Below are 25,534 nucleotides of genomic sequence, written 5' to 3' on the forward strand. Positions count from 1 at the left end.
CAACGTCGCGCAAGCTAGCGACTTCGTGCGGGGCCGCGCCGGCGCGGGGCCGATGCAAGTTGTCCGGCTGCCGTCACAGATGGCGAAGGAATGTCCGCTTTTCAGGGTGCGCGGTGGGTGGACTTCGCCTTTCGGACAGCCGATATGGCTGGTATTCGCAACCGGCCTCAGCCGCGCTTCTCGGCGTTGCGCTTGCGCGTGGCGGCGCCCTTCCTCGCGGACGCCGAGCGTTCGGCGGCGGTGCGGTGTGCCGCCGCGGCGCCACCGAGGCGACCACCCTTGCGAGACGGTGCATGGTTCTCGGGCCGGCCGCGGCCCGCACCGCTCTTCTTGCCGCCGCCGGTCTCGGCATTCACCGTGGCCCAGGCGCGGCGCTCGGCCTCCCCCTTGGCCACGCCGCGGTGCTCGTAGCCTGCCTCGATGTGCTCGGCCTTGCGTTTCTGCTTGTCCGTGTAGGACGACTTGTCGCCTCGTGGCATGTCTGCGCTCCTTCAATCAAATGGGATGAAAGAAGCCTTCATGCTGGCCGCCTGTGAGCCGCCATGGGTCGGAAGAGGCAGGCGCTGCGCGTCAGCGCAGTCTGTCGTGCGCGCTCAGGCCGACAGCACGTTCGCGAGGTCGGTCTTCAGGGCCGTGGCGCGTTCCGGCGCCCGCGCGAGCCCCGCCTCGACCAGCGCCTGTGCCCGTGCGCGGTCGCCCAGATGCATCGCGATCCGTGCGAAGTGCAAGGCGGTGCGCGCATGGATCTGGTGCGGGTCGGTCTCGCGCAGCATCTGTTCGAAGCTCTGCGGATAGCTGCCATGGCGTGCGAAGAAAGTACGCCCCGGCCCTTCCCACTCGCTCACGATGAATTCGACGTTTTCTTCGGCCTGTTCTTTCGTCTCGCCATAGGCCCATCCGAACGCCGCGCCGGGCGGTGGGTCCAGGCGGTCGCGGAACACGCAGTGCGATTCTTCGAGCGCCTCGGGCGCCACCGGCGTTCCGCCCTCGGGCGGCAAAAAGTCCAAGTGCGTGCCGAGGTTCAGGTAGCAGGCCTTGCCGCCGCTTGCACCCTGCACGTTGAACACGTGGATCACCGGCCCGTCGATGCGCCGCAGCGTCTGGCCCGAACCCTGGAAGCCTTCGGCCTTCAGCACGGGGAAGAGGCGGTGCGTGAGCAGCTTGAGGAAGGTGGTGCGGTTCATGGCGCGCGGGGTCTCCGGGTACGCAAGGTGATCGAATAACGCAGGCCCTCGGTCGGGGCGACAGCATGTTGCCATGCCCAGCGCGCCGGCCCGCGCAGCAGGTACACGGAGCGCGGTTCGACGAGAACATCGAGTGCGGCCGGCCCCGACGCGGGCGCACCGGGCACATACGGCCGGAACTGCATCACCGCGTCGCCGCACAGCGAGACGCCGACGATGTCCTCGAAGTCGGGCACGTCGCGGTGCCAGCCCAGCGGCGCGCCGGGGCGGTACTCGGCGATCAGCACGTGGGTGAGGTCTTCGGGCGCCAGGCCGGCCCAGGCGGCCGCCTTCGCGCGCAGCGGGTGCAGCGCCTCGGGCAGCGGCGCGCCGGGCTTGAGGCGGTTGGTGTCGAAGTCGTAGCTGCCGCCGAAGCTGGTGCCGCGTCGGCGGGCCGTGTATTCCTTGTAGCGCATCTCCTTGAGCGGCAGGCCCTGCACGATGCGCAGCAGGCCGGCCTCCTCGTCGCGCGACAGGAACCCGGCTTCGTAGCGCAGACCCTCGATGGCCGCCACGGGCGCCTCGCCGAACAGGTCGGGCTGGCCGGCGTGCTCAAGGCGTCGGGTGGCGCGCATCGCCTTCCCCGGCCTGCCCGGCCTCCCCGGCCAGCTGCACATGCCACCAGCGCGGCAGCAATTCGCGGATCTCGGCGCGCGCAAAGCGGTCGTCGAGCAGGTGCAGCACCCCCGTGTCGGCCTCGGTGCGGATCACGCGGCCGGCGGCCTGCACCACCTTCTGCAGGCCCGGGTAGAGGTAGGTGTACTCGTAGCCCTTGCCGAAACGCGACTGCATGCGCTCGCGCGTGATCTCGTTGAGTTCGTTGTACTGGGGCAGCCCCAGGCTGGCGACGAAGGCGCCGATGAGCCGGCTGCCCGGCAGGTCGATGCCTTCGCCGAAGGCGCCACCGAGCACGGCGAAGCCGATGCCCTGCCCGCCTTCTTCGAAGCGCGCGACGAAATCGTGGCGGTCGGTTTCGCGCATGCCGCGCGTCTGCGTCCACACGGGCACGCCGGGGTGGCGCAGCGAGAACGCGGCGCAGGCCTTGTCCAGGTAGTCGAAGCTGCTGAAGAAGGCCAGGTAGTTGCCGGGCAGGCGTTCGAACTGCGCGCCGATGATGTCCGTCACATGGCGCAGCGAGCCGGCGCGGTCGCGAAAGCGCGTGGAGACGCCGGTCGCCACCTCGACGCGCAGCTGCTGGCCGCGAAACGGCGATTCGACGTCGAGCAGCGCCGTGTCTTCGGGCAGGCCGAGCGCATCGCGGTAGAACGCGAACGGCGCGAGCGTGCCCGAGAAGCAGGTGACCGACACCGCATCGGCGAAGCGGCCTTCGAGAAACGGCCCGGGCACGAGGTTGCGGATGGCCAGGCCGCGTTGTTCCTGCGTGGCGCCCAGCGTGCGCTCGAACACCGAGTGGTCGTCGAAGACCTCGGCCAGCCGCGCGAAATGCAGCGCATCGAAGAAGAAGCGCTGCAGCGGCCCCTGCGCCGCGTCGGGCGTGGCGGCGAAGTGCTCGGCCATCGCGGTGTTGGCGGCCTGCAGCGTGCGCAAAAAGCGCTCGGGGATTTCGTCGGCGGTGTCGTAGCCGGCGGTCTGCGCCTGCTGCAGCGTGTCCCATTCGCGGAACAGCCGCGCCAGCGGGCCGCGCACGGCCGCAGGTGCGGCGCGGTGCGCTTCTTCGAGGGCCGCACCTTCGAGCTTGGCGGTGTACATGCCGCGTGCGCGCTCCAGCAGGTTGTGGGCCTCGTCGACCAGCACGGCCACGCGCCAGTTCGCGTCCTTCATGCTGGCGAAGAGGAAGGCGCTGCCGTCGAAGTAGTAGTTGTAGTCGCCCACGACGACGTCGCTCCAGTGCGTCATTTCCTGCGCCAGGAAATAGGGGCAGACCTCGTGCGCGAGCGCGACCCGCCGCAGCGCCTCGCGGTCGAGCCAGCCCACCTGCGCGGCCTCGGCGCGCGCGGCGGGCAGGCGGTCGTAGAAGCCGCGCGCCAGCGGACAGGCCTCGCCATGGCAGGCGCGGTCGGGGTACTCGCAGACCTTCTCGCGGGCCGCGAGTTCGAGCACGCGCGGCCGGTGGGCGCCGCCCTGCCCCAGCACGCGCAAGGCGTCGAGCGCCACGGGTCGGCCCGAGGTCTTGGCGGTGAGGAAGAACACCTTGTCGAGCTTGTGTGCCGCGCGCGCCTTGAGCAGCGGAAAGAGCGTGGCCAGCGTCTTGCCGATGCCCGTGGGCGCCTGCGCCAGCAGGCAGCGCCCGCCCACGGCGGCGCGGTAGACCGCCTCGGCCAGTTCGCGCTGGCCGGTGCGGAAGTCGGCGTGGGGAAACTCGAGTTGCGTCAGTGCGTCGTCGAGCGCGCCGCGGTGCGCTGCCTCGCGCTGCGCCCAGTCGCTGTAGCAGGCGCACAGGGTCTCGAAGTGCGTGCGCAGGGAGTCGCGCGTGTGCTGCTCTTCCAGCACGGTCTCGTCGCCGCTGGCCAGGTCGAGGTAGACCAGCGCGACGGTCAGCTGCTCGTGCCCTTCCTGCTCGCACAGCATCCAGCCATAGCAACGCACCTGCGCCCAGTGCAGCGCGCGGTGGTTGGCGCGGATGGCGTCGAAGTCGCCGCGGAAGGTCTTGATTTCTTCCACCCGTGCCTGCGCCGGGTCGTAGCCGTCGGCCCGGCCGCGCACGCGCAGCGTGCCGCAGGTGGTGGCCAGCGGCACCTCGCTCTGGTAGTCGCCGCCGCGCCGGGCCTGCACCAGCGCATGGCCGGCCATGCCTTCGAGCGCGCTGGGCGCGGGCACGAAGCGCAGGTCGAGATCGCCCGCCTTCGCGCCGAAGGCGCACAAGGCCTTGACGGACACGACGTGCGCCGCCGAAACGGCGGCTGACGGAGCGGAATGGAGGTCGGAAGGCATGCTGCCGATACTGGATGAAATTACAGTATAACGAGCACCGAATGCGGCAATACGTCACACAAATCGGTATCGAGGCCTTCTCCGACAGGTCAAATGATCTTTTTCGGCAAGACTTGACAAGTTTTGCTTACAAATGCATTCATGAAAACTCCCACCGCGATCGACCCCGTCGAATTCGACCGCCTGCTCAGCCGCAATCTCAAGCTGCCGCTGCTGGGCGGACTGATCGGCGCCGTGGCGTTCGTCGCGCTGATCCTGTATCTGCTGACGAGCCTGAGCTGGGTCGAGCACACCGACCAGGTCACGCGCGCCGCCAGCGAACTGCAACGCCGCTCCATCGACATGGAAACAGGCATGCGCGGCTTCCTGATCACCGGGGAGGAGAGCTTTCTCGAGCCCTACCAGTCCGCCCTGCCGCGCCTGAAGGCCGACACCGATGCGCTGCGGCGCCAGGTGTCGGACAACCGCCAGCAGGTGGAGCGCGTCGACCGCATCGTCGGCCTGCAGGAGTCGTGGCTGACCTTCGCGCGGGAAATGATCGAGGCGCGGCGCAACGGCATCGATCCGCAGGCCACCGTCCGGCTGGGCCGCGGCAAGCGCCTGACCGACGACCTGCGCGCCGAGTTCACGGCCTTCATGGACACCGAGCAGACGCTGCGGTTCCAGCGCAACACCGAGGCCAACCGCACCAGCTGGTGGGTGGTCGGGCTGTTCCTGCTCTTTACGCTGGTGTACTCGGGCCTGGTGGCGTTCTTCGGGCGCCGGCAGCTGATGCGCCTGTCCGACAGCTACGACGTGGTGCTGGGCGAACAGGCGGCGCACGCCGAGCGGCTGTCGCAGGAGGCCTGGCTGCGCAACGCGCAGACCGAGCTGGTGGGCGAGCTGGTCGGCGAACTCAGCGCGCCGGACATGGGCCGCAAGATCCTCGCGTTCTTCTCGCGCCATCTCGGCAGCTCGGTGGGCGCGCTCTATGTGCGCGAACGCCACGGCCCGCTGCGCCGCGCCGCGAGCTACGGTTTCTCCAGCGAGGCCGAAGCCTCGCCGCAGGTGTTCTCCCCCACCGAAAGCCTGGTCGGCCAGGCGGCGGCCGAGCAGCGCCGCATGCTGATCGACCCGGTGCAGGCCGACTACCTGAAGGTGAATTCCGGCCTCGGCGAGATGACGCCCAAGGCCGTGCTGCTGCTGCCGGTGGCGGCCGACGGCGCCGTCAACGGTGTGCTCGAACTCGGCCTGCCGGGCACGCCCGACGCGCGCAGCGAGCAGCTGTTCGACCTCGTGGCCGACGACATCGGCACCTCGCTGGCGGCGGCGCGCTACCGCGAGCAGTTGCAGGACGTGCTGGCCGAAACGCAGCAGCTCAACGAAGAGCTGCAGGTGCAGCAGGAAGAGCTGCGCACCGCCAACGAAGAGCTCGAAGAACAGTCGCGCGCCCTGCGCGCCTCGCAGGCCATGCTGGAGAACCAGCAGGCCGAGCTGGAGCAGACCAACAGCCAGCTGTCGGAACGCACCGAAGCGCTCGACCAGCGCAACACCGCGCTGCGCCGCGTGCAGCGCGACCTGGAAGACCGCGCCGACGAGCTGCAGCGCGCCAGCCGCTACAAGTCGGAGTTCCTGGCGAACATGTCGCACGAGCTGCGCACGCCGCTGAACAGCGCGCTGATACTGGCCAAGCTGCTGGGCGACAACCCGCAGGGCAACCTGTCGCTGGAGCAGGTGAAGTTCGCGGAATCGATCTACGCCTCGGGCAACGACCTGCTGGTGCTGATCAACGACATCCTGGACATCGCCAAGGTCGAGGCCGGCAAGCTCGAACTGGTGCCCGAGGAGGTGCCGCTCGACAAGCTGGCCCAGAGCCTGGAAAGCACCTTCCGCCCGCTCGCGACCGACAAGAACCTGGAGTTCCGCCTGGAGCTGCGGCCCGACGCGCCGGCCCTGCTGGTCACCGACCGGCAGCGCGTGGAGCAGATCCTGAAGAACCTGCTGTCGAACGCGATCAAGTTCACCGAGCGCGGCGAAGTGGCGCTCACGGTCTCGGCCACGGCCGACGGCGGCGCAGCCTTTGCGGTGCACGACTCGGGCATCGGCATCGACCCGCAGCAGCACGAGCTGATCTTCGAGGCCTTTCGCCAGGCCGACGGCACCACCAGCCGGCGCTACGGCGGCACGGGGCTGGGCCTGTCGATCTCGCGCGACCTCACGCAGCTGCTGGGCGGCTCGCTGACGGTGAAGAGCGAAGCCGGCCAGGGAAGCACCTTCACGCTGCAACTGCCGCCGCGCGCGCCGCAAACCTCGCCCGCGCCGGCCACGCCCGTGGGCACGCTGCGTTCGGTGTCGACGTCTTCGTCTTCACATGCGCCTGCCGTGCTGTCGCCGCCACCGCTCGCGCCCCCTGCCCCGGCGCCCGTGGTGCCGGCCCCGCGCTTCGCGGACGACCGCTCGATTCCGCGCGACCAGGTGCGCCGCGTGCTGGTCATCGAGGACGAGCCGCAGTTCGCCCACATCCTGTACGACCTGGCGCACGAGCTGGGCTACCGCTGCCTGGTGGCGCACGGCGCGGCCGACGGTTTCGAGCTGGCCACGCAGTTCGTGCCCGACGCGATCCTGCTGGACATGCGCCTGCCCGACAGCACCGGCCTGGATGTGCTGCAAAAGCTCAAGGACTCGCCGCACACGCGCCACATCCCGATCCACGTGGTCTCGGCCGCCGACAACGCGCAGGCCGCCGCGCTGCACATGGGCGCCATCGGCTTCGCGCTGAAGCCGGCCACGCGCGAGGAGCTGACCAAGGTGTTCGGCCGGCTGGAAGAAAAGCTCACGCAGAAGGTCAAGGTCGTGCTGCTGGTGGAAGACGACGCCTTGCAGCGCGAGAGCGTGATCAGGCTGATCGGCGACGACGACATCGAGATCGTCGCGGTCGGCTCCGGCGAAGAGGCTCTGGCGCTGCTGCGCACGCGCGTGTTCGACTGCATGATCACCGACCTGCGGCTGCCCGACATGCAGGGCAGCGAGCTGCTCAAGGCCATGGCGGCGGAAGAGATCGTGTCGTTCCCGCCGGTCATCGTCTACACCGGGCGCAACCTCACGCGCGACGAAGAGACCGAGCTGCAGCGCTACTCGCGCTCGATCATCATCAAGGGCGCGCGCTCGCCCGAGCGGCTGCTCGACGAGGTGACGCTGTTCCTGCACAAGGTGGAGGCTTCGCTGTCCAGCGAACGCCAGGGCATGCTGAAGACGGCGCGCGGACGCGACCGCATCTTCGAGGGCCGCACCATCCTCCTGGTGGACGACGACGTGCGCAACATCTTCGCGCTCACCAGCGCGCTGGAGCAGCGCGGCGCCACGGTCGAGATCGGGCGCAACGGCCGCGAGGCGCTGGAGCGGCTGGACCAGGTCAGCGAGATCGACCTCGTACTGATGGACGTGATGATGCCGGAGATGGACGGCCTGGAAGCCACGCGCCACCTGCGCGCCGACCCGCGCTTCGCGAAGATGCCGGTGATCGCCATCACCGCCAAGGCCATGAAGGACGACCGCGACCAGTGCCTGGCCGCGGGCGCCAGCGACTACCTGGCCAAGCCGGTCGACCTGGAGCGCCTGTTCTCGCTGTTGCGCGTGTGGATGCCGAAGATGGAGCGCCTGTGACCCGCAAGCCCCTGCCCGCCGCGCTGCAGGACCCGGCCACCGCCCCCATGCAGCCCCAGCCACTGAGCGACACCGAGATCGAGCTGCGCCTGCTGATGGAGGCCATCTACCTCAAGTACAGCTACGACTTCCGCAACTACACCACCGCCTCGCAGAAGCGCCGCGTGCTGTATGCGCTGGAGCAGCTCGAGCTGCCCAGCATCTCGGCGCTGCAGGACCGCGTGCTGCGCGACGCAGCGCTGTTCGGCCAGCTGCTGCAGTTCCTGACCATTCCGGTGAGCGAGATGTTCCGCGACCCGGCCTACTTCCTGGCGCTGCGCCGGCATGTGGTGCCGATCCTGCACACCTACCCTTCGGTCAAGGTGTGGGTGGCGGGCTGCAGCACGGGCGAAGAGGTGTTCTCGCTGGCCATCCTGCTGCGCGAGGAAGGCCTGCTCGAGCGCACGCAGATCTACGCCACCGACATCAACCCGGCCTCGCTCGAGAAGGCGCGCCAGGGCATCTTTCCGCTCGAGGCGATCCGCGGCTACACGGCCAACTACCAGCGCGCGGGCGGCCTGAGCGCGTTCTCCGACTACTACACCGCCGCCTACGAGGCCGCGCGCTTCGACCCCTCGCTGTGCGCCGACGTGATCTTTGCCGACCACAGCCTGGCCACCGACAGCGTGTTCGCCGAGACGCAGCTGGTGTCGTGCCGCAACGTGCTGATCTACTTCAACCGCCAGCTGCAGGACCGCGCGCTCGGGCTGTTCCACGAGTCGCTGTCGCACCGCGGTTTTCTCGGCCTGGGCTCGAAGGAGAGCATCGACTTCTCGGGCTACGCCGACCGCTTCGACGCCCACGCGCGCGCCGAGCGCATCTACCGCAAGGTCGCATGAAGCGCGCCGGCACGCAGCACCGTCCGTTTCCGGTTCGCCGCGTCGAAGCCGTGGTGCTCGGCGCCTCGGCGGGCGGCATCGACGCGCTCAGCGCGGTGCTCGACGGCCTGCCGGCCAACTGGCGCATTCCGATGGCGGTGGTGCTGCACCTGCCCGAATCGCACGAGAGCCACCTGGCCGAGATCTTCGCGCAGCGCCTGCCGATTCCCGTGCACGAGGCGCTCGACAAGATGCCGCTGGTGGACGGCTGCCTGTACTTCGCGCCGCCGGGCTACCACCTGTCGATCGAGCGCGGGCGCCGCTTTTCGCTGAGCTGCGAGCCGCCCGTGCTGTTCTCGCGCCCGTCCATCGACGTGCTCATGGCCTCGGCCGCCGACGCCTACGGGGCGGCGGTGGCCGGCTTTCTCATGACCGGCGCCAACGAGGACGGCGCCGAAGGCCTGCTGCGCATCCACCGCGCCGGCGGACTCACCGCCGTGCAAGACCCGAAAGAAGCCCTGGTTCCCACCATGCCCCTCGCCGCCATTGCGCGCCACGCCCCCGACCACGTGCTTCGGCTGCGCGACCTGCGCATCCTGCTGCAGCTACTGGAGCCCGCCCATGCCCATTGAGGTCGAAAGCAAGCTGCTGATCGTCGACGACCTGCCCGAGAACCTGCTGGCGCTCGAGGCGCTGATCCGCGCGCCCGGGCGGCTGGTGTACCGCGCCGGTTCGGCCGAGGCTGCACTGGCGCTGCTGCTGGAACACGAATTCGCGCTCGCCATCGTCGACGTGCAGATGCCCGGCATGAACGGCTTCGAGCTGGCCGAGCTGATGCGCGGCACCGAGCGCACGCGGCACATCCCGATCATCTTCGTGAGTGCCGCCGGGCGCGAGATGAACTACGCCTTCCAGGGCTACGAAAGCGGCGCGGTCGACTTCCTGCACAAGCCGCTCGACCCACATGCGGTGGTCAGCAAGGTCAGCGTGTTCGTCGACCTGCACCAGCACCGCAAGGCGCTGCGCCACGAAATGGAGTCGCTGGCCGCCGCGCACCGCAAGCAGGAAGAGCTGGTGCAGCAGCTGCAGCACACGCAGCGCGAGCTGGAGCGCGCGGTGCGCATGCGCGACGACTTCATGTCGATGGTGTCGCACGAGCTGCGCACGCCTCTGAACACGCTCTACCTGGAGGCACAGCTGCGGCAGCTGCACCTGTCCAAGGGCAAGCTCGACAGCTTCTCGCCCGAGAAGCTGCCCACCATGATCGAGCGCGACCAGCGCCAGATCCGCAACATGGTGCGGCTCATCGACGACATGCTCGACGTGACGCGGCTGCGGCGCGACGCGCTGTCGATCCAGACCAAGCCGGTCGACCTGGCCGAGCTGGCCCGCGCCGTGGTCGACAACCTGCGCCACCAGGCCGAGGCCGCGGGCTGCAGCATCAGCCTGGACGCGCCCCCGGCGTTGCGCGGCGTGTGGGACGAGTTCCGCATCGAACAGGTGCTGACCAACCTGCTGACCAACGCGCTGCGCTACGGTGGCGGCAAGCCGGTCGAGATGACGGTGCGCCAGGACGGCGACCACGCGGTCGTGAGCGTGCGCGACCAGGGCATCGGCATCTCGCCCGAGGACCACCAGCGCATCTTCGAGCAGTTCGAACGCACCGACGTCAGCCGCAAGCACGCGGCCGGCCTGGGCCTGGGCCTGTACATCACGCACAAGATCGTGAGCCTGCATGCGGGCCGCATCGGCGTGGAGAGCACGCCGGGCCACGGCGCGCGCTTCTTCGTCGAGCTGCCGCTGCAGCCGCCGCCCGCCTCGGCCGGCACCGGGAAGTAACAAACAAGGCCTCTGTTACGGATTCCGGTAGGCACAGCGTCGATACTGCGGGATCGCAATCAATGGATGCCGAGAGAAAACAACTGTGAATGTGCTGATCGTCGACGACAACGAGGCCGCGGCCGACCTGCTGCGGGAGCTGCTGACGCTGCAGGATCACACCGCCCGCTGCACCTACACGGCGCAACAGGCGCTGGACGCGGCGGCCGGCGAGCGCTTCGATGCGGCGCTGATCGACCTCACCCTGCCCGACTTCCCTGGCACCGAGGTGGCGCGCCGGCTGCGTGCCACCGCCGCCGAAGGCACGCCGCGGCTGCTGGTGGCGATTTCCGGTTTTTCGGAACGAGATGCGGCGAATGCGGCGCCGGGCGAGGTGCTGTTCGACCACCACCTGCAAAAGCCCATCGACATCGGGGCGCTCGAGCGCATCCTCGCGCCCAGCTGACCCGGCCTTCTATCGCCCTTCAGCGCATCGCGCGGTAGCGGTAGAGGCGAAAACCTTCCTTCTGGATGAAGCCGCTGGGCTCCCAGCCGCGTGCGAGCGCACGGTCGGTAATCTGCGCCATCTGCAGGCCGATGCTGTCCTGGAGGTTGTCCCCCACGGCCAGCTCGAACTTACGGAGTTCGCCGTCCAGGGCCTCCACCGCCGCAATGGCGGCCTCGACATCGGTGAAAGGCCGAACGCTGGTCTGCATTTTTTGTCGCTCCTTCGGCACTCTGCGCGCCTGTTGAACGATCCAAGGCAAGTGTCATGCCCCGGGCCCGAACCCGCTCTCAGGCATGAAATGAATTCTTTGATCTTACAAATGTGACTGAATGTGACGTTTTCGTCAGAGTTCACGCCAAGAATTGGCATGCCTGCAAGCTTGCGGATCGCCGGTCAATCGCGGTCGTCATCGTCGTCGTCATCGTTCGGCGCACGGTAGGGATAGCCGGGGCCGTAGTACAGGCGCCCGCGCGGCGGGACGTAGATCGGGGCCGGCCGGTAGTACACGGGCGGCGGCGGACGGTAGTAGGCCCGCGGCGGTGGCGGTTCGTAGTAGATCGGGGCCGGATAGCCGTAGACGGGCGGCGGCACGTAGTACGGCGGCGCGTAGACCGGGCCGGGCGCGCCGATCTGCACCGACCAGCTCGTGCGCGCGCTGGCAGCGCCCGTAGCGAGCAGCGCGCCGGCCGCGATCGCGGCGACGGCGGCCCATCTGAAAACGGAAGAATCACTTGGGGAATGCATGGTGGCTCCAGGCCTGGCGCGAACGGCGCCGGCGTGGTCCTGCAACGCCACATGTCCCTGCGTGGTGCACCTCGAAGCGCACCAGCTGGTTGCCAAACGTGAACGGGATTCCCAGTCGGCCTTCAGTTCACGATGGCCCGGCGCGACAGCATCACGTCGTCGCCTGTCGTGTTGAAGGCGATGGTCGGCGCGCTGAAATCGCTCAGCGGCGCGCCCAGGCCGATCTCGCCGCGGCCGTGCAGCACGCACTCGTCGCGCCGCAGCGCGATCTCGTGGCTCGGCCCACCGTTGCCGTGGAAGCGCACCCAGGTGCCGTAGGTGCTGACATCGATCAGCACGCAACTACCCTGCCGCTCCTCGATGCGCGCATGCAGCCGCGACACGCGCGGGTCGTTGACCACGAACTGCGCGTCGCCCACGCGGCCCAGGTGAATGGGCAACTGGTCGATGCGGAACATGGAGCGCACGTCGAGCCACGCGAGTTCGATGCGGCCGAAGGTGGAATCGGGCAGGCGCGCCGGCAGCAGCGCGGCCGGCACGGTGAGAAAGCTCGTCAGGTCTTCCTGCCAGTCGATGCGGTGGACGATCGACATCTCGGTGCGCCCGCGGATGCTGATCGGCCCGAGGTCGCGGTGCTGCACGGCGCCTTCGTGCAACTGCTGGATCACCGCCTCGGTGACCCAGATCTGGCCGGGGCCGGCCAGGTCGCTCAGGCGCGAGGCCAGGTTGACGGCGTCGCCGAAGCAGTCGCCCTCGACCTCGACCACATCACCGCTCGCCACGCCGATCTGCAGCGCCATGCGCAGCGGCACGGGCCAGCCGGCCAGGCGCTTCTGGTGGTAGCGCTGCAGCTCGATGACCGCGTGCGTGGCGGCGGCGCCGCTGGTGAAGATGGCGAACACGCCGTCGCCCAGCGATTTCACGACCCGGCCGCCGTGGGCCTCGCACACACGCCCGATCCATTGGGTCAGCCGCGTCACGGTTTCGGTGGCACGTGCATTCCCCATGGCCTCGAAGACCCTGGTACTTCCGGTCAAGTCCGCGAAAACGACTGTGGAATTGACACCCATACTGTTTTTTCTTGGCGGCAAGCGCTGGTTATGTTGCTCTGGACCTTTCGCCGCTCCTGCGAGAAGTTTCCCCGACATGCGCCTTCACATGCAAGGAACGATCCGCAGAAGCTTCTTGTTGACGCTGCATCGACTGGGCCAGCTTGGCGCATCGTGCAGATGAATGCCAAAGTTTTTTAATACTTTTGCGCTCAAAATTCAAATGACAACAAAAGAGACCGCTAAAGCTTGTTGTTTGCAAACAAGAAACGGTGTTTCACATCTTGTGTCCCGGCGAACTGAGGCTTAAGGTAGCGACCGTCTCAGCTCCCGGCAATACGCTTTTCGTGACATGCTGCTCTTTCGCCGCCTTTTTCAGCTCCTGAACGTACCCGGCCTGGGCTCGCGGCAGGTTGCGGAAAGTCAGCTCGGGCGCATCCGCACGGCGATGCTGTCGGTGCTCCAGGGCCGCGGTGGCCAATCGATCCAGCGTGTCAGCCAACGCGTGCGCTTTGCGGTCGATGTCGAGACCCTCTGGTACCTGCGTCAGGACGTGATGGTGGCGCTGAGCGCCATCGACGGCGAATCGGCCGCGCGGCGCCAGATGAAAGAAATCAACAGCATGTTCAAGGGCGGCCTGCCCGGCTCGATGGGCCCGCGCGTCCATCAGCGTTTCACCAACCAGTGATGTCCTGATCGGCCGGCATCGCAGCGGCACCGGTGGCCGCCTGCGTGCTGGTTCAATGGTCGTGGCCGTGATGGGCGTGACCGTGGTGCGCATGGTCATGGTGGCCGTGCCGATGGCCCCACACCAGGAACACGTCGCGCCCCTCGGCGGCCAACGCCACCTTCGCACCCACCGGCAGCAGCACCTTGGTCTGCACGTGCCCGAACGGCAGGCCGGCAATGACCTGCACCTTCTTCAGGCTGGCGCGCAGCCGGTCGATCACCGTGTTCATGCCGAAGCCGCGGTCGTAGCCGGCGATGTTGCGCACGCCCGTGAACTGGCCGAACACGACGGCCTTCTGGCGTGCCAGCACACCCGCGAGCTTCAGCTGGTCGAGCATGCGCTCGATGCGGTACGGGTGTTCGTTGGTGTCCTCGATGAAGAGCACGCCCTTGTCGACCACCGGGAAGTACGGCGTGCCCAGCAGGCTGGTCAGCACGCAGAGGTTGCCGCCCCAGAGCACGGCGTCCTCGATCGGCTTGACCTTGAGCTCGGCGTCGCGCGCCGGCATGCGCCAGCCGGTGCCCTCGCCCTGCCCGCTCAACAGGTCGTCGAAGCAGGCTTCCATGATGTCGTCGGCACCACCTTCGGCGCCGAAGTCTTCGCCGACCGCGGGGCCCGACCAGGTGACGGCGCCGTTCTTGGCCAGCAGTGCGTTCTGCAGGGCCGTGAAGTCGCTGCAGCCGACGAACTCGGTGCCCTTGTCGATGGCCTTGGCCAGCGCCTTGTACGGCAGCGCGTCGAGGATGCGCGTGAGGCCGTAGCCGCCGCGCGCGATCAGCGCCACGTCGGCGCCGCTGGCGGCCGCACGCGAGATGGCGGCGAGCCGGGTGGCGTCGTCGCCTGCGAAACGCTGGTACGCCGAGAGCGCGGCTTCATCGACTTCGACTTCATGGCCCAGGGCCTTCAACCGCGCCACGCCACGCCGGAAGGCGGCCTTGTCGCGGATGGCACTGGAGGGGGAATAGATGTAGATATGTTTGGACGTCACGTCGTCGAGTATCCCATTGCGTCCCGGATCTGCCGGGCCAGGGGGGCGGCCTGTGCGGTGGTCGGCCCGCCCGATGCGGCGCGCGCACCGAGCGCGCGCAGCGCGGCTTCGTAGCCCCGGTCGGGGAACGGCGCGCGCCAGGCGTCCTTGGCGCGCACGCCGCTGTCGGGTGCGGCGAGCGTCGCGGTGAAGCGGCCTGGTGCCGCCGTTTGCAGCAGCGCGGCCAGTTCATCGCCCGCCTCGCTGTGCACCAGCGCGAGCGGTTCGGGATGCACCTGGTCGAGCCACGCCAGCAGCACGTCGCGGTGCCATTCGAGCCGGTGCGTGGCTTCGCGCTTGGGCTTGTCGCTCTTGCCGAAGCCGATCAGGTCGGGCACCAGCGTGCGCAGGCCGGGCGTGCCGACGAGGTGGCGGAAGAAGTAGCCCCACTCGCCCGGACCATGCAGGCACAGGCAATCGGCCACGCGACCGTCGCCGCCGGCCGGGCCGGATTCGTCGATCCAATGCAGGCGCCAGCCTTGCAAGATTGGCAGGTCCTGGGCGTGATGCGGCGCGAAGTCGAAATCGACGAGCGTGGCAAAGCGTTCGGCAGGCGTGCGCAAGGCGTCGTCGCGCAGCGGCTCGGCCTGCGCGCGCGCGGCGCTGCGGCGTTGCTGGAAGAAGCGCTGCAGCAGCGCACTGCAGTCGTCGGCCAGCACGCCGCCCTGCACGCGCGTGTGATGGTTCAGCTTCGGCTCGGCGAAGAGATCGAGCACCGAGCCCGCGGCGCCGGTCTTGGGGTCGGCGGCGCCGAACACCACGCGCGCCAACCGCGAATGCAGCATCGCGCCCGCGCACATCGCGCAGGGCTCGAGCGTGACGAAGAGCTCGCAGCCGTCGAGCCGGTAGTTGCCGAGCGCGGCGGCGCCGGCACGCAGGGCGTTGATCTCGGCGTGCGCGCTCGGGTCGTGCTGCGCCACGGGCGTGTTGCGGCCGGTCGCGATGACCTGGCCGTCCTTCACCAGCACCGCGCCCACCGGCACCTCGCCCGCGTCGGCCGCGCGCTGCGCTTCCTGCAGCGCGAGCGCCATCCAGTGCGCGTCCGAGGTCGATGCGGCCGACTCAGTTGTCATCGGGCATCTTGCGGGCCTGGGCCGCGGCATCAAGGGCGTCCTTGACCTGTTGCTGGACCTGCTGCGCCTGCGTGCGCGCATCGACCGCCGCCGGCGCAGATGCGCCAGGTACGGCCGGTTGTTTGGCGACGACGTTGCGGGAGAGCTGCTGCTTCGCCAGCAGCCCGACAACCACCAGCGCGAGCACGAGGCCGATCAAACCGAACATCCGCATCTCAGCGCGCCTCCGGTGCGACGGCCATGCCGAGCCGGTCCATCCACACGGCCAGCGCCTGCTCATCGGCCGAGCCGGCGCGGTAGACCTCGCGCATCGCCGCATGCGATTCGGGCCGGTGCTGGTTGAGCTTGATCTTGCATTGCAGCGCCGTCACGTGCAGCTCGAAGCCCATGATGCCGGCCAGCATCTTGCGCTGGAACTCCTCGCCGAGGTCTTTCCATTGCTGGGCGTAGGCCGGCTCGTGGTCACCGATGAGTTTCTTGAGCAGCGCGTCCTTGGCCTCGGGCGTCTCGACGAGCCGGGCTTCGACGGTGCAATGGACCGCGAGGTAGTTCCACGTCGGCACCCGCGCCAGGTCGGGATAGACCGAAGGCGACAGGTAGGCGTGCGGCCCCTGGAACACCACCACCGCGCGCGGCCGCGCCTGCAGGTAGCGCCAGTGCGGGTTGGGCTTGGCGCAGTGCCCCAGCAGCACCAGCGCATCGCCCTCGCGCTGCTCGGCCACGATGGGCAGGTGCGTGACGAAGGGGAGGCCCTCGTTGTCGTTCGAGATCAGGTTGGCAAAGGGGTGGTCGCGCATGAGGCCCAGCGCGACGGCCGGGTCCTTGGCGTTGAACTGCGGAGGCATGTACATGGGGCGGATTCCTCGTGGGGAGGTCCGATTGTCCCCGAGTCGCCCCGGCTTCCGCTGCGGCAGGCTACTTGGCGCGTGCCGCTTCGAGCTGCTTCACCATCGCCGTGTAGCCGCGCGCCTTTGCGAGCTGCAGCGGCGTGAGGCCCTGGCGGTCGGCCAGTTGCAGGTTGGCACCGCCGGCGATCAGCGCGGCCAGCATGCGCTGGTGGCGAGCGCCACCGTCGCCGAGCACGATCGACTCGATCACCGCCGTCCAGTGCAGGTTGTTCACGTGGTCCAGCGGCGCACCGGCCGCGACCAGCCGGCGCACGACCTCGTCGTGCCCCAGGTGCGCAGCGGCAATCAATGCGGTGCCGTCGTAGCGGCTGGTGACCTGCCCGGGCTTGGCGCCCAGTTGCAGCAGCAGCGTGAGTGTGGTCACGTCGTCGGCCACGGACGCGATGGTCACGGCGTCGTAGCGGTCGTCTTCGAGCAGGTCGATGTTCGCGCCCGCCTTGGCGAGCAGCGTCACGGCATCGCGTTGGCGCGCGTAGGTGGCGACCTGCAGCGGCGTGCGGCCGCGCGCGTCGCGCACATCGAGGCTGGCGCCGGAAGCGATCAGGCTCTTGAGCTTGGGCAGGTCGCCGTGCCAGGCGGCGCGGTGCAGGCCCTCGTAGGCCAGCACTTCGGCGGCCAGCGGCGGCACCTGGGCCGCCGCGCCGGGCGCGGCGCTCCAGCCGATCGCGGCGGCGAGCACCGCCGACCAGAGACCGCGCGCCGTCATCAGAGCTGGCCCTTGACCTTCTCGAGCGCGGCGTTGGCGCACTGCTCGTCGAGGTGGCCGCCGGGCGCACCGCCCACGCCCACGGCGCCGATCACTTCGTTGCCCGACTTGATCGGCACGCCGCCGCCCAGCAGCAGGAAGCCCGGCAGGTACACGAGGTTGGCGGCGCCGGGGTTCTTCTGGGCGCCTTCCATCATGGCTTGCGTGGGGCTCTTGGCCGAAGCCGAGGTCCAGGCCTTGCGTTCGCTCGACGACAGCGTGTGCGGGCCGGCGTTGTCGGCGCGCTGCACGGCGCGCACGGTGCCGGCGCGGTCGACCACGGTGGCGGCCACGTTGTAGCCGTTGGCGGCGCAGGCTGCCACGGTTTCTGCGGCGATCTGGTTGGCCAGCGCGAGCGAGATGTTTTTCTCGGTGCGAACAGCGGGGGCCGGCGTCTGGGCCTGGGCGACGGAAGCAGCGAGCAGAACGGCGAGACCGCCAACGCGGATGATCGATTGCATGTGTTGTTTCTCCAGTGATGAGAGGGTTCGTGCCGGCCTGTGCCGACCACGGTGTCACTGTAAAAAATACGGCACGATGCAACCATTCGTACGGCTACGCCCGGCGCTCCGTAGAACTACGGAGCGCCCTCTTCTCCCGCATCCGACGCCAGCACGGCATAGCGCCGGATCAGCTGCGCCAGCGAGTCGCAATCGAGCTTGGCGAACAGGTTGGCGCGGTGGGTCTCGACGGTGCGCGGCGACAGCGCCAGCACGCGCGCGATCTCCTTGTTGGTGAGCCCCTGCACGATGAAGGCCAGCACCTCGCGCTCGCGCTCCGACAGCTGCGCCACCCGCTCGCGCGCGGCGTTGTCGGCCTGCGAGCGCTCGCGCGTGCGCACATGCTGGCGCACGGCCTGCTGCAGGGCTTCGAGCAGCTGCTCATCGTCCACCGGCTTCTCCAGGAACTCGGCCGCGCCGGCCTTGAAGGCGCGGCGGCACATCTCGACCGTGCCGTGGCCGGTCAGCATGATCACGGGCTGGTCGACGCTCTGCGCCACCAGCCGGTCAAGCACCGTGAGGCCGCTGATGCCGGGCATGCGCACGTCCAGCACGATGGCGCCGACGCTCGCGCGATCGAAGCCGTCGATGAAGGCCTGCGGATCGGCCCAGCCCTGCACGCGCAGGCCGACCGTGCCGATCAGCAGCGACAGGCTGTCGCGCACGGCCTGGTCGTCGTCGATCAGGTGGATCAGGGGCGATTGGGGCTGATCGGCGGTGGTTGGCGTGGTCATGTCGAAGGTGCCACCAGCGGCAGCAGCAAGGTGAAGCGCGCACCGCGCGGCGAGGCATTGGCGGCGCTCAGGCTGCCGCCCATGCCGCTGGCCAGCGTTTCGCTCAGGCTCAGGCCGAGGCCCAGGCCGCCTTCGCGCGTGCTGAAGAAGGGTTCGAACAGGCGCGGCAGCGCCTCGGGCGCGATGCCGCGGCCGTTGTCGGTGACGGTCAGCACGCCCTCCTCGCCGTTGCGGCCGACCGAGACCACGAGGCGCCGCTCGGCCGCGGGCACGAGGTCCAGCGCCTGCATCGCGTTCATCAGCAGGTTGTGCACGATCTGCTCCAGCGCCACGGCCTCGGCCTGCACGCGCACGGGCGCCTGCGCGCTGGCGTCGAACTGGGCTGCCACGCCGTGGCGCGCGAACTCGGGCGCCAGCAGGTGCATGGCGCTGCGCACCACCTCCTGCAGCACCAGTGGCTTCACGTCGCCACCGGCCTCGGGGCGCTCGATGACGCGGCGCAGGCGGCCGACCACGCCGGAGGCACGGCGGGCCTGCTCGACGGCCTGCCCCATCGCGTCGCGCGCGGTGGCGAGGTCGGGCGGGTCGTCGTCGAGCAGGCGGCGCGCGGCCTGGGCGTTGGCCAGCACGGCCGTGAGCGGCTGGTTGAGCTCGTGCGCCAGCCCGGCCGACAGTTCGCCCAGCGCATTGAGCCTCGCCACCTGCCCCAGGCGCAACAGCTCCTCGGCGCGGCGCCGCGCGATGCGCTGGCGCTGCGCGGCCCACAGGCCCGCCAGCAACAGCGCCATCGCCACCGCCCAGCCGCCGATGGTGCGCCACGGCAGCTCGGCCCAGCCGACCTGGCGCTCGGCCACCAGCTCGAAAGGCTGGCTCGGCGACGCCAGTTCCTTGCTCAGGCTGTAGCGCCAGCCATGTTCGGCCGACTGGCCGTGCTGCAGCACCAGTTGCTGGCCGTCGCGCTGCAGGACCAGTCGCACGGGGCTGCGCTGCGGGTTCATCGGCCAGTCGCGCCAGGGCACCGAGCCCACGAGGTCGATCTCGAGCGCGTAGCTCAGCGGCTCCGAGCCGATCACGAGCTGGTAGCGACCGTGCGCGAGGTCGAGCACGGCCAGGTCGGCGCGGCGTTCGGCGCGCGAGCGGGCCTCGGCGGCGGCCAGCGCGTCGGCGTGCTCGGCATCGGGCCAGGACTCCTCGGCCGCGCGCCGCTGCACGCGCAGGATCGACGAGTACACCGACGGCAGGCGCCGCTCGGGGTAGTCGGCGCCGGCGTTGGGCTCCAGCAGCGCGAGCGTGGCCAGCACGGCGTCGTACTGCACCACCTGCTGACTCATGAGCCGGTGCGCGATGCGCGCGTCGGTCTCGAAATCCTGCTGGAGCCGGGTCAGCTCGGCGCGCGCGAACCACACGGCGCCGGCGGCCGTGAGCACCACCCAAGCCAGCCACCAACCGCCCCGCGTACGCAACCACTGTGTCATGGCGCGGATTGTGCCCGGCGCCGACAGGCCTCCCCGCTTGGCCGAAAATGCCGACCCAGACATGGCTGACGTGCAGGACTCCCTCTTTTCCGACCTCCCCGAACTTCCGCGCCCGGCCGAAGCGGCCGACGCGCCGGCGCCTTCGCCGAAGAAATCGCGCGGTGCCACCGTGAAGCCGCTGGCCCCCGACGCGGCGCTGGTCGCTCTCGCCGCCGAGTTGCCGCCGCAGCTGCGCCTGGGCACCTCGTCGTGGAGCTACCCCGGCTGGGCCGGCCTGGTCTGGGACGGCGACTACGCAGAAACCGTGCTCTCGAAGAACGGCCTGTCGGCGCTCGCCCAGCACCCGCTGCTGCGCACCGTGAGCCTGGACCGCAACTTCTACCGCGCCCTCACCGCCAGCCAGTACGCGCGCTACGCGGCCATGGTGCCCGACGACTTCCGCTTCGTCGTGAAGGCCCCGAGCCTGGTGACCGACGCCACGGTGCGCGACGAAAGCGGCCGCGGCACACAGGCCAACCCGGTGTTCCTGAGCCACGAGATCGCGCTGCAGGAGTTCGTGCAGCCGGCGCTCGACGGGCTGGGCCACCGCATCGGCGCGCTGGTGTTCCAGCTGAGCCCGATCCCGGCGCACCTGCTGGCCGACCAGCCTGCGCTGATCGCACGCATCGGCGCGATGCTGGCGGCGATGCCCGACCTGAAGCCGACCGCACCCGACGCCGTGCTTGCCGTCGAGGTGCGTGACCCGCAGCTGCTGTGCCCCGCCTTCGCCGACATGCTGCGCAGCGTGGGCGCGACCTTTTGCATGGGCCTGCACGCGAAGATGCCGCCCATCGAAGACCAGCTGCCGATGCTGCGCGCCCTGTGGCCCGGGCCGCTGGTGTGCCGATGGAACCTGCACCGCCGCCACGGCCGCTTCGGCTATGAAGATGCCGAAAAACTCTACGGCCCCTTCGACAAGGTGCTCGACCCCGACCCGGAAACCCGCGCCGCGCTGGCCAAGGTGATTGCCGGCACCACGGGCGCCGGGCAGAACGCCTTCGTCACCGTGAGCAACAACGCCGAAGGCTGCGCGCCGCTGACCATCGCGTCGCTGGCGCAGGACATCGTCGACCGGATCTCCCGCTAGAACGCCCGCCATGCATTCGATCTCGTTCCGGCCCCTGCAATCCACGGATTTCGCGATGCTCCACGACTGGCTGTGCCGCCCGCACGTGGCCGAGTGGTGGACACCCGTGCCGACGCTCGCCGAGGTCGAGGCCGACTTCACGCCGATGCTGGCGCCCGAGTCGCCCGACCGCGGCTACATCGCATTGCTCGGCGAGCAGCCCTTGGGATTCATCCAGTCGTACGTCGTGATGGGTTCGGGCGACGGCTGGTGGGAAGACGAACGCGACCCGGGCGCGCGCGGCATCGACCAGTTCCTGGCTCGGGCGGACCAATTGAATCGCGGACTCGGCAGCGCGATGGTCCGCGCCTTCACGGACCAGCTGTTCGCCGACCCGGCGGTGACGCGCATCCAGACCGATCCGTCGCCGCGCAACGCCCGCGCGATCCGCAGCTATGCCAAGGCCGGCTTCCGCGCGCTGGGCGAGGTGGTCACGCCCGACGGGCCCGCGCTGCTGATGGTGCGCGAGCGCGGCGACTAAGTCGAAGACCGTGTCGCGTCGAGGTCGCACCACATGTGGACCTTCGACGAGAACACGCCATCGAGCACGGTGGCCATCGGCTCGACGCCGAAGACCTGGAAGCCGCAGCGTTCGTACAGCGCCTGCGCCGGGCGGTTGCCTTCCGTCACCGTCAGTTGCACCACGCGCACGCCGTCGAGCGTGCGTGCATGCGCGAGCAAGGCCCGCACGAGTTGTCGCCCGGCGCCCGCACGCCGTGCCGATTCCGCCACCACCATGCCGAACAAGGTCGCCTTGTGGCGCGTGCGCTGCCGCGATTCGCGGCCCAACCCCGCCGCGCCGATCAGCGCGCCGGTGGCATCGAAGGCGCCATACACCACCTCGGCCGCGTCGGCGTCCGTGCGCAGGCGCGTCTCCCACCAGGCCGGCGGCAGGCTGGCGCGCTCCTCGACCGTGGACGTGAACGCCTCGGGGTGCCGCGCGTAGGCGTCGAGCATCAGCGCACGGTAGGCCGGCGCGTCGGCAGGAATCAGTCGGCGAACGGTGGGAGCGGCTTCAGAAACGGGCACAGACGGACTGCCTTTCCTGCAACACCGCCTCTTGCGCGAAGCGCTGGCGGTAGGTGTCGATCAACACGGCGATGGCCGCGTCGGCCTTCGCGTCGCGCGGGTGCAGCAGCACGACCAGCTTCGAGGGCTCGCGCACCACCTGCCCCGACGCGCCGCGCCACTGGCCAGCGGCGTCGAGCACCGTGAAGCCTTGCGGAAAGGTCGGTGTCACGCGGGTGTCGAGAAAGTCGGCCCAGTCGGCGTCGGACACCTGACCGCCCGTGGGGATGGCGCGGCCGAAATAGAGGGTGTCGCGCTCGAAGGCCTCGAAGCCCGCGGCGCAGGGGCCGGACGGCCCAGCGGCGCACCCTGCAAGCACCGCAGCGGCCAGCGCGCCCGCCACGCCTGCGAGAGGCAGCCGGTGGCGTGCGACGTTGTTCATGCCGGCCCCTCGGTGTTGGCTCAGGCCTCGGGCGCGATCGACTCGGCGTACTCGTACAGCGCGCCCAGGATTTCTTCGCCGCGCTCGTCGGCGTTCTCGGACAGCGCATCGACCTCGCTGAACAGCGCCTCGATGGTGCGCGCCCCGCCCTCGCCCTTGAACAGGCGCGCCACGCGCAGCGCTTCCCAGCGCTCGGTTTCCTCCTCGTTCAGGGACTCGGGCCAGTTGCGTGCGCGGTAGCGGAAGAGGATTTCTTCGAGCCGCCCGTCGTCGAAGGCCACGCGCTCCTTGGCGAGCCCCTCGGGCGACAGCCCGCGCAGCTGGTTCAGGCGACGGCGGTCGCCGTTGCCGACAAAACCGCCATAGAGGTCTTCATCGACATCGGGCGTCGCCTCCTTCGGGCGGGAAAAGACCTGCGACCAGATCGCGCTCATGTCGGGCAGGTCGCGCGCGATGGCGGCGTGGCGCATGGCGGTGTCCATGTCGACGCCCCAGCGCTCGGCCATGGCCGGTGCCAGCGTGCGCAGGTTGCCGACCACCATCGGCGACTTGTTCAGGTGCACGCTCTTCATCGGCAGCCGCGTCATGCCTTCGGGCAGGTCGGCGGTGCGCGTGAACAGGCGCAGGCGCAGCGTCTCGGCGTCGAGGTCGCGCAGCTCGCTTGGGTCTTGCGACAGGTCCCAGGCCAGCAGTTCGTTCTTGTTGGTCGGGTGGCTGGCCAGCGGCCACATCACGGCCAGGCAGCCGCGCTCGACCGGGAACATGCCCGACACGTGCAGGAAAGGCTTGGCGGTCTCGCGCATCGCGGGCAGGCCGAGCTCCATCGCCACGCGGTCCTTCTTGTGCAGGCCGAAAGCGAAATCGAACAGCTTGGGCTGCTTGTCGCGGATGAGTCGCGCCAGCGCAATGGTGGCGCGCACGTCGGACAGCGCATCGTGCGCCGATTCGTGCAGCAGGCCGTTGGCGCGCGCCAGGTCCTCGAGCTTGAAGCTGGGCTTGCCGTCTTCCTTCTTCGGCCACTCGATGCCGTCGGGGCGCAGCGCATACGTGAGGCGCACCACGTCGAGCAGGTCCCAGCGGCCGCAGTCGTTCTGCCATTCGCGCGCGTACGGGTCGATGAGGTTGCGCCAGAACAGGAAGCGCGTGACCTCGTCGTCGAAGCGGATGGTGTTGTAGCCCACGCCGATGGTGCCGGGCTGCGAGAAGGCTTGCTCGATGTGGGCCGCGAACTCGTGCTCGGGAATGCCGCGCTCCAGGCAGACCTGCGGCGTGATGCCGGTGATCAGGCAGGCCTCGGGGCTGGGCAGGTAGTCCGGCGCGGGCTTGCAGTAGATCATCAGCGGCTCGCCGACCTCGTTGAGCTCGGCGTCGGTGCGGATGGCCGCGAACTGCGAGGGACGGTCGCGGCGCGGCACGGCGCCGAAGGTTTCGTAGTCGTGCCAGAGAAAGGTGTGGTTCATTCAGAGCAAGGGAGAAAACAGTCGCGCAATGGCGTCGCCGAGGCGACGCCAGAAAGTCTGCGGGCGGTGGGCGCGCACCGCGCCAGAGCTGTGCAGGTCGGTTTCGAACTGCGCCGCCAGCGGCTGGGTCAGCGCGGGCCCGTAGACCACGGCGCAGACCTCGAAGTTGAGCCGGAAGCTGCGGTTGTCGAAATTGGCGGTGCCGATCATCGCGCAATGGTCGTCGACCACCAGCGTCTTGGAGTGCAGCATGCGTTCCTTGTACTCCCAGATCTTGACGCCCGCGGCGATCAGCTCGTCGAAGTACGAACGCGCGGCAGCGCTCACGATGGCCGAGTCGCTGCGGCGCGGCACGAGCAGCCGCACGTCGACGCCGCGCAGCGCCGCGCTGGTCAGCGCCATCAGCGCAGGCTCGCCCGGCACGAAGTACGGCGTGGTGAGCCAGGCCCGGCGCGTGGCCGAATGGATGGCCTCGACATGCATGCGGTGGATGGCCTCGAAGGCGTTGTCGGGGCCGCTGGTGACGATCTGCACCGGGATGTCGCCCGCCTCCACCTGGGGCAGCAGCGCGTCCAGCACGGCGTCGGAGCGGTGCTGCTTTTCGCCGGTGGCGTAGCTCCAGTCCTCGAGGAAGGTGGTCTGCAGCCAGCGCACGGCGCTGCCCTCGATGCGCACATGCACGTCGTGGTACGCGTCCTTGGGGTTGGTGCGCTTGTCTTCCTCGTCGGTGATGTTCACGCCGCCCGTGAAGCCCACGCGGCCGTCGCACACCACGATCTTGCGGTGGGTGCGGTAGTTGGTCACGGGGCGCAGGCGCCGGCCGATCTTGGTGTCGTGGAACAGCGCCACTTCCACGCCCGCCGCGTGCATCGGCGCCATGAACTTGCGGCCGATGCGCTTGGAGCCGAGCGCGTCAAGCAGCAGGCGCACCCGCACGCCGGCCTGCGCGCGCTCGACCAGCAGGTCGCGCAGCGCGGTGCCGATCCGGTCAGGCTCGAAGATGTAGTACTCGAGGTGGACGTGGTCGCGCGCCGCGCGCACGGCCTCGAAGATCGCGTCGAAGGTGCGCGCGCCGCCCGACAGCAGCTCGACGCCCGTGGCGCTCGACACCGGCAGGCCGCAGGCGGCGGTGCCCAGCCGGGCCATCTGCTGCAGCGCCGGTGGCGCATGCTGCGAGGCGTCACGCAGCCGCGCCAGGTCGGCCTGCGCATGGGCGTTCGCGCGGTTGCGCAGGCGCTTGAGCCGCTGCTTGCGCAGCCGCTGCGGCCCCAGGAAGTAATAGACGATGAAGCCCGCGAACGGCAGCAGCGCCAGCGACAGGATCCAGCTCATGGTGGACACCGGCGCGCGCTTTTGCATCACGATCCAGATCGACAGCACGGCGATGTAGCCGCTCCACGCCAGGGAGAGGCCGGTTTTCCATTCGTGGCTGAGTTCGGGGAGGATCAAGGCAAAAGCGGTTGAAGGCGGAGTGTTTTCGGCCGGCCCAAAGAAAAAGGCCAGCAGCGAATGCTACCGGCCTTTGACTTCGTTC

27 protein-coding genes are annotated in these 25,534 nt (G+C 69.4%); 8 read left to right on the forward strand and 19 right to left on the reverse strand.

What is annotated here, in order from left to right:
* Positions 1-167: 167 nt before the first annotated feature.
* The 4 genes from AC3WQR_RS03040 to AC3WQR_RS03055 all read right to left on the reverse strand — a co-directional run bounded on the left by AC3WQR_RS03040 (position 168) and on the right by AC3WQR_RS03055 (position 4,115).
* On the reverse strand, positions 168-479 hold the full coding sequence (locus tag AC3WQR_RS03040; RefSeq protein ID WP_070060574.1) for a plasmid stabilization protein: 312 nt from the start codon (positions 477-479) through the stop codon (positions 168-170).
* 114 nt (positions 480-593) lie between these two features.
* A complete protein-coding gene (locus tag AC3WQR_RS03045) occupies positions 594-1,184 on the reverse strand; it encodes a DUF4304 domain-containing protein (protein WP_492741121.1) in 591 nt (196 codons plus the stop codon).
* Positions 1,181-1,798, reverse strand: a complete 618-nt coding sequence (locus tag AC3WQR_RS03050) for an alpha-ketoglutarate-dependent dioxygenase AlkB (RefSeq protein ID WP_492741122.1) — start codon at positions 1,796-1,798, stop codon at positions 1,181-1,183. The genes AC3WQR_RS03045 and AC3WQR_RS03050 overlap by 4 nt, the downstream gene beginning before the upstream one ends.
* Entirely contained in the window at positions 1,776-4,115 is a 2,340-nt protein-coding gene (locus AC3WQR_RS03055; RefSeq protein WP_492741123.1) for an ATP-dependent DNA helicase, read from the reverse strand. Before AC3WQR_RS03055 ends, AC3WQR_RS03050 begins: the two co-directional genes overlap by 23 nt.
* Before the next feature lie 141 nt (positions 4,116-4,256).
* Between AC3WQR_RS03055 and AC3WQR_RS03060 the strand changes: the two genes are divergently transcribed.
* From AC3WQR_RS03060 to AC3WQR_RS03080, 5 genes are all read left to right on the forward strand, one after another.
* Positions 4,257-7,757 (forward strand): response regulator, encoded by a 3,501-nt coding sequence (locus AC3WQR_RS03060; protein ID WP_492741124.1) that lies wholly within the window; start codon positions 4,257-4,259, stop codon positions 7,755-7,757.
* 47 nt (positions 7,758-7,804) lie between these two features.
* Positions 7,805-8,635, forward strand: coding sequence for a CheR family methyltransferase (locus tag AC3WQR_RS03065; protein ID WP_062480071.1), 831 nt, complete (start codon positions 7,805-7,807; stop codon positions 8,633-8,635).
* Positions 8,632-9,246 carry a chemotaxis protein CheB gene (locus AC3WQR_RS03070; RefSeq protein ID WP_492741125.1) on the forward strand — a complete coding sequence of 205 codons (615 nt, stop codon included), beginning with the start codon at positions 8,632-8,634 and terminating at the stop codon, positions 9,244-9,246. Before AC3WQR_RS03065 ends, AC3WQR_RS03070 begins: the two co-directional genes overlap by 4 nt.
* Positions 9,236-10,453: a hybrid sensor histidine kinase/response regulator gene (locus AC3WQR_RS03075; RefSeq protein WP_492741126.1), complete on the forward strand. Its 1,218-nt coding sequence runs from the start codon at positions 9,236-9,238 to the stop codon at positions 10,451-10,453. Before AC3WQR_RS03070 ends, AC3WQR_RS03075 begins: the two co-directional genes overlap by 11 nt.
* Positions 10,454-10,538: 85 nt before the next feature.
* Positions 10,539-10,898 carry a response regulator gene (locus tag AC3WQR_RS03080; RefSeq protein WP_095745227.1) on the forward strand — a complete coding sequence of 120 codons (360 nt, stop codon included), beginning with the start codon at positions 10,539-10,541 and terminating at the stop codon, positions 10,896-10,898.
* Between the two features lie 19 nt (positions 10,899-10,917).
* Here the strand turns inward: AC3WQR_RS03080 and AC3WQR_RS03085 are convergent, their stop codons facing one another.
* The 3 genes from AC3WQR_RS03085 to AC3WQR_RS03095 all read right to left on the reverse strand — a co-directional run bounded on the left by AC3WQR_RS03085 (position 10,918) and on the right by AC3WQR_RS03095 (position 12,754).
* On the reverse strand, positions 10,918-11,148 hold the full coding sequence (locus tag AC3WQR_RS03085) for a hypothetical protein (protein WP_070060568.1): 231 nt from the start codon (positions 11,146-11,148) through the stop codon (positions 10,918-10,920).
* 185 nt (positions 11,149-11,333) lie between these two features.
* Positions 11,334-11,684, reverse strand: coding sequence for a hypothetical protein (locus AC3WQR_RS03090; protein ID WP_492741127.1), 351 nt, complete (start codon positions 11,682-11,684; stop codon positions 11,334-11,336).
* 122 nt (positions 11,685-11,806) lie between these two features.
* Complete coding sequence (locus AC3WQR_RS03095) at positions 11,807-12,754, reverse strand: adenylate/guanylate cyclase domain-containing protein (protein ID WP_062480056.1); 948 nt, start codon at positions 12,752-12,754, stop codon at positions 11,807-11,809.
* Positions 12,755-13,085: 331 nt separating this feature from the next.
* On the opposite strand from AC3WQR_RS03095, the gene AC3WQR_RS03100 reads away from it, so the two are divergent.
* Positions 13,086-13,421: a hypothetical protein gene (locus tag AC3WQR_RS03100; RefSeq protein ID WP_062480058.1), complete on the forward strand. Its 336-nt coding sequence runs from the start codon at positions 13,086-13,088 to the stop codon at positions 13,419-13,421.
* Between the two features lie 52 nt (positions 13,422-13,473).
* Here the strand turns inward: AC3WQR_RS03100 and AC3WQR_RS03105 are convergent, their stop codons facing one another.
* The 8 genes from AC3WQR_RS03105 to AC3WQR_RS03140 all read right to left on the reverse strand — a co-directional run bounded on the left by AC3WQR_RS03105 (position 13,474) and on the right by AC3WQR_RS03140 (position 19,925).
* Positions 13,474-14,451 (reverse strand): LD-carboxypeptidase, encoded by a 978-nt coding sequence (locus AC3WQR_RS03105; RefSeq protein ID WP_492741128.1) that lies wholly within the window; start codon positions 14,449-14,451, stop codon positions 13,474-13,476.
* Complete coding sequence (tadA, locus tag AC3WQR_RS03110) at positions 14,448-15,563, reverse strand: tRNA adenosine(34) deaminase TadA (RefSeq protein WP_492741129.1); 1,116 nt, start codon at positions 15,561-15,563, stop codon at positions 14,448-14,450. The genes AC3WQR_RS03105 and tadA overlap by 4 nt, the downstream gene beginning before the upstream one ends.
* Complete coding sequence (locus AC3WQR_RS03115) at positions 15,553-15,771, reverse strand: hypothetical protein (RefSeq protein WP_492741130.1); 219 nt, start codon at positions 15,769-15,771, stop codon at positions 15,553-15,555. Before AC3WQR_RS03115 ends, tadA begins: the two co-directional genes overlap by 11 nt.
* A 7-nt stretch (positions 15,772-15,778) precedes the next feature.
* Positions 15,779-16,414 (reverse strand): FMN-binding negative transcriptional regulator, encoded by a 636-nt coding sequence (locus tag AC3WQR_RS03120; RefSeq protein ID WP_492741131.1) that lies wholly within the window; start codon positions 16,412-16,414, stop codon positions 15,779-15,781.
* Between the two features lie 64 nt (positions 16,415-16,478).
* Positions 16,479-17,177: an ankyrin repeat domain-containing protein gene (locus tag AC3WQR_RS03125; RefSeq protein WP_492741132.1), complete on the reverse strand. Its 699-nt coding sequence runs from the start codon at positions 17,175-17,177 to the stop codon at positions 16,479-16,481.
* Entirely contained in the window at positions 17,177-17,677 is a 501-nt protein-coding gene (locus tag AC3WQR_RS03130) for a GlcG/HbpS family heme-binding protein (RefSeq protein WP_056581174.1), read from the reverse strand. Before AC3WQR_RS03130 ends, AC3WQR_RS03125 begins: the two co-directional genes overlap by 1 nt.
* A gap of 116 nt (positions 17,678-17,793) precedes the next feature.
* Complete coding sequence (locus tag AC3WQR_RS03135; protein ID WP_492741133.1) at positions 17,794-18,450, reverse strand: response regulator transcription factor; 657 nt, start codon at positions 18,448-18,450, stop codon at positions 17,794-17,796.
* A complete protein-coding gene (locus AC3WQR_RS03140; RefSeq protein WP_492741134.1) occupies positions 18,447-19,925 on the reverse strand; it encodes a sensor histidine kinase in 1,479 nt (492 codons plus the stop codon). Before AC3WQR_RS03140 ends, AC3WQR_RS03135 begins: the two co-directional genes overlap by 4 nt.
* A 61-nt stretch (positions 19,926-19,986) precedes the next feature.
* On the opposite strand from AC3WQR_RS03140, the gene AC3WQR_RS03145 reads away from it, so the two are divergent.
* Both AC3WQR_RS03145 and AC3WQR_RS03150 read left to right on the forward strand, forming a co-directional pair.
* Positions 19,987-21,051: a DUF72 domain-containing protein gene (locus tag AC3WQR_RS03145; protein WP_492741135.1), complete on the forward strand. Its 1,065-nt coding sequence runs from the start codon at positions 19,987-19,989 to the stop codon at positions 21,049-21,051.
* Positions 21,052-21,061: 10 nt separating this feature from the next.
* On the forward strand, positions 21,062-21,571 hold the full coding sequence (locus AC3WQR_RS03150; protein ID WP_492741136.1) for a GNAT family N-acetyltransferase: 510 nt from the start codon (positions 21,062-21,064) through the stop codon (positions 21,569-21,571).
* Here the strand turns inward: AC3WQR_RS03150 and AC3WQR_RS03155 are convergent.
* Genes AC3WQR_RS03155 through cls form a run of 4 tightly spaced genes read right to left on the reverse strand, consistent with a single transcriptional unit; the run spans position 21,568 to position 25,449 of the window.
* Positions 21,568-22,119, reverse strand: a complete 552-nt coding sequence (locus tag AC3WQR_RS03155) for a GNAT family N-acetyltransferase (protein WP_492741137.1) — start codon at positions 22,117-22,119, stop codon at positions 21,568-21,570. The two genes, AC3WQR_RS03150 and AC3WQR_RS03155, sit on opposite strands and share 4 nt — an antisense overlap.
* Complete coding sequence (locus tag AC3WQR_RS03160) at positions 22,106-22,540, reverse strand: DUF3574 domain-containing protein (RefSeq protein ID WP_492741138.1); 435 nt, start codon at positions 22,538-22,540, stop codon at positions 22,106-22,108. Before AC3WQR_RS03160 ends, AC3WQR_RS03155 begins: the two co-directional genes overlap by 14 nt.
* 20 nt (positions 22,541-22,560) lie before the next feature.
* Positions 22,561-24,000 carry an exodeoxyribonuclease I gene (gene sbcB / locus AC3WQR_RS03165; RefSeq protein WP_159271896.1) on the reverse strand — a complete coding sequence of 480 codons (1,440 nt, stop codon included), beginning with the start codon at positions 23,998-24,000 and terminating at the stop codon, positions 22,561-22,563.
* Positions 24,001-25,449, reverse strand: a complete 1,449-nt coding sequence (cls, locus tag AC3WQR_RS03170; protein ID WP_139706230.1) for a cardiolipin synthase — start codon at positions 25,447-25,449, stop codon at positions 24,001-24,003. It abuts the gene before it with no gap.
* Between the last annotated feature and the right edge of the window lie 85 nt (positions 25,450-25,534).

This window comes from Variovorax sp. FW305-3-2-15-B-LB1, assembly GCF_058787635.1.

Coding starts and splice junctions, on each gene's coding strand:
- AC3WQR_RS03050 (WP_492741122.1), bottom strand. CDS start 1,798: ATGCGCGCCACCCGACGCCTTGAGCACGCCGGCCAGCCCGACCTGTTC.
- AC3WQR_RS03085 (WP_070060568.1), bottom strand. CDS start 11,148: ATGCAGACCAGCGTTCGGCCTTTCACCGATGTCGAGGCCGCCATTGCG.
- AC3WQR_RS03040 (WP_070060574.1), bottom strand. CDS start 479: ATGCCACGAGGCGACAAGTCGTCCTACACGGACAAGCAGAAACGCAAG.
- AC3WQR_RS03115 (WP_492741130.1), bottom strand. CDS start 15,771: ATGTTCGGTTTGATCGGCCTCGTGCTCGCGCTGGTGGTTGTCGGGCTG.
- AC3WQR_RS03095 (WP_062480056.1), bottom strand. CDS start 12,754: ATGGGTGTCAATTCCACAGTCGTTTTCGCGGACTTGACCGGAAGTACC.
- AC3WQR_RS03125 (WP_492741132.1), bottom strand. CDS start 17,177: ATGACGGCGCGCGGTCTCTGGTCGGCGGTGCTCGCCGCCGCGATCGGC.
- tadA (WP_492741129.1), bottom strand. CDS start 15,563: ATGACAACTGAGTCGGCCGCATCGACCTCGGACGCGCACTGGATGGCG.
- AC3WQR_RS03065 (WP_062480071.1), top strand. CDS start 7,805: ATGCAGCCCCAGCCACTGAGCGACACCGAGATCGAGCTGCGCCTGCTG.
- AC3WQR_RS03120 (WP_492741131.1), bottom strand. CDS start 16,414: ATGTACATGCCTCCGCAGTTCAACGCCAAGGACCCGGCCGTCGCGCTG.
- AC3WQR_RS03055 (WP_492741123.1), bottom strand. CDS start 4,115: ATGCCTTCCGACCTCCATTCCGCTCCGTCAGCCGCCGTTTCGGCGGCG.
- AC3WQR_RS03130 (WP_056581174.1), bottom strand. CDS start 17,677: ATGCAATCGATCATCCGCGTTGGCGGTCTCGCCGTTCTGCTCGCTGCT.
- AC3WQR_RS03090 (WP_492741127.1), bottom strand. CDS start 11,684: ATGCATTCCCCAAGTGATTCTTCCGTTTTCAGATGGGCCGCCGTCGCC.
- AC3WQR_RS03045 (WP_492741121.1), bottom strand. CDS start 1,184: ATGAACCGCACCACCTTCCTCAAGCTGCTCACGCACCGCCTCTTCCCC.
- sbcB (WP_159271896.1), bottom strand. CDS start 24,000: ATGAACCACACCTTTCTCTGGCACGACTACGAAACCTTCGGCGCCGTG.
- AC3WQR_RS03075 (WP_492741126.1), top strand. CDS start 9,236: ATGCCCATTGAGGTCGAAAGCAAGCTGCTGATCGTCGACGACCTGCCC.
- AC3WQR_RS03135 (WP_492741133.1), bottom strand. CDS start 18,450: ATGACCACGCCAACCACCGCCGATCAGCCCCAATCGCCCCTGATCCAC.
- AC3WQR_RS03160 (WP_492741138.1), bottom strand. CDS start 22,540: ATGAACAACGTCGCACGCCACCGGCTGCCTCTCGCAGGCGTGGCGGGC.
- AC3WQR_RS03140 (WP_492741134.1), bottom strand. CDS start 19,925: ATGACACAGTGGTTGCGTACGCGGGGCGGTTGGTGGCTGGCTTGGGTG.
- AC3WQR_RS03145 (WP_492741135.1), top strand. CDS start 19,987: ATGGCTGACGTGCAGGACTCCCTCTTTTCCGACCTCCCCGAACTTCCG.
- AC3WQR_RS03150 (WP_492741136.1), top strand. CDS start 21,062: ATGCATTCGATCTCGTTCCGGCCCCTGCAATCCACGGATTTCGCGATG.
- AC3WQR_RS03070 (WP_492741125.1), top strand. CDS start 8,632: ATGAAGCGCGCCGGCACGCAGCACCGTCCGTTTCCGGTTCGCCGCGTC.
- AC3WQR_RS03100 (WP_062480058.1), top strand. CDS start 13,086: ATGCTGCTCTTTCGCCGCCTTTTTCAGCTCCTGAACGTACCCGGCCTG.
- AC3WQR_RS03060 (WP_492741124.1), top strand. CDS start 4,257: ATGAAAACTCCCACCGCGATCGACCCCGTCGAATTCGACCGCCTGCTC.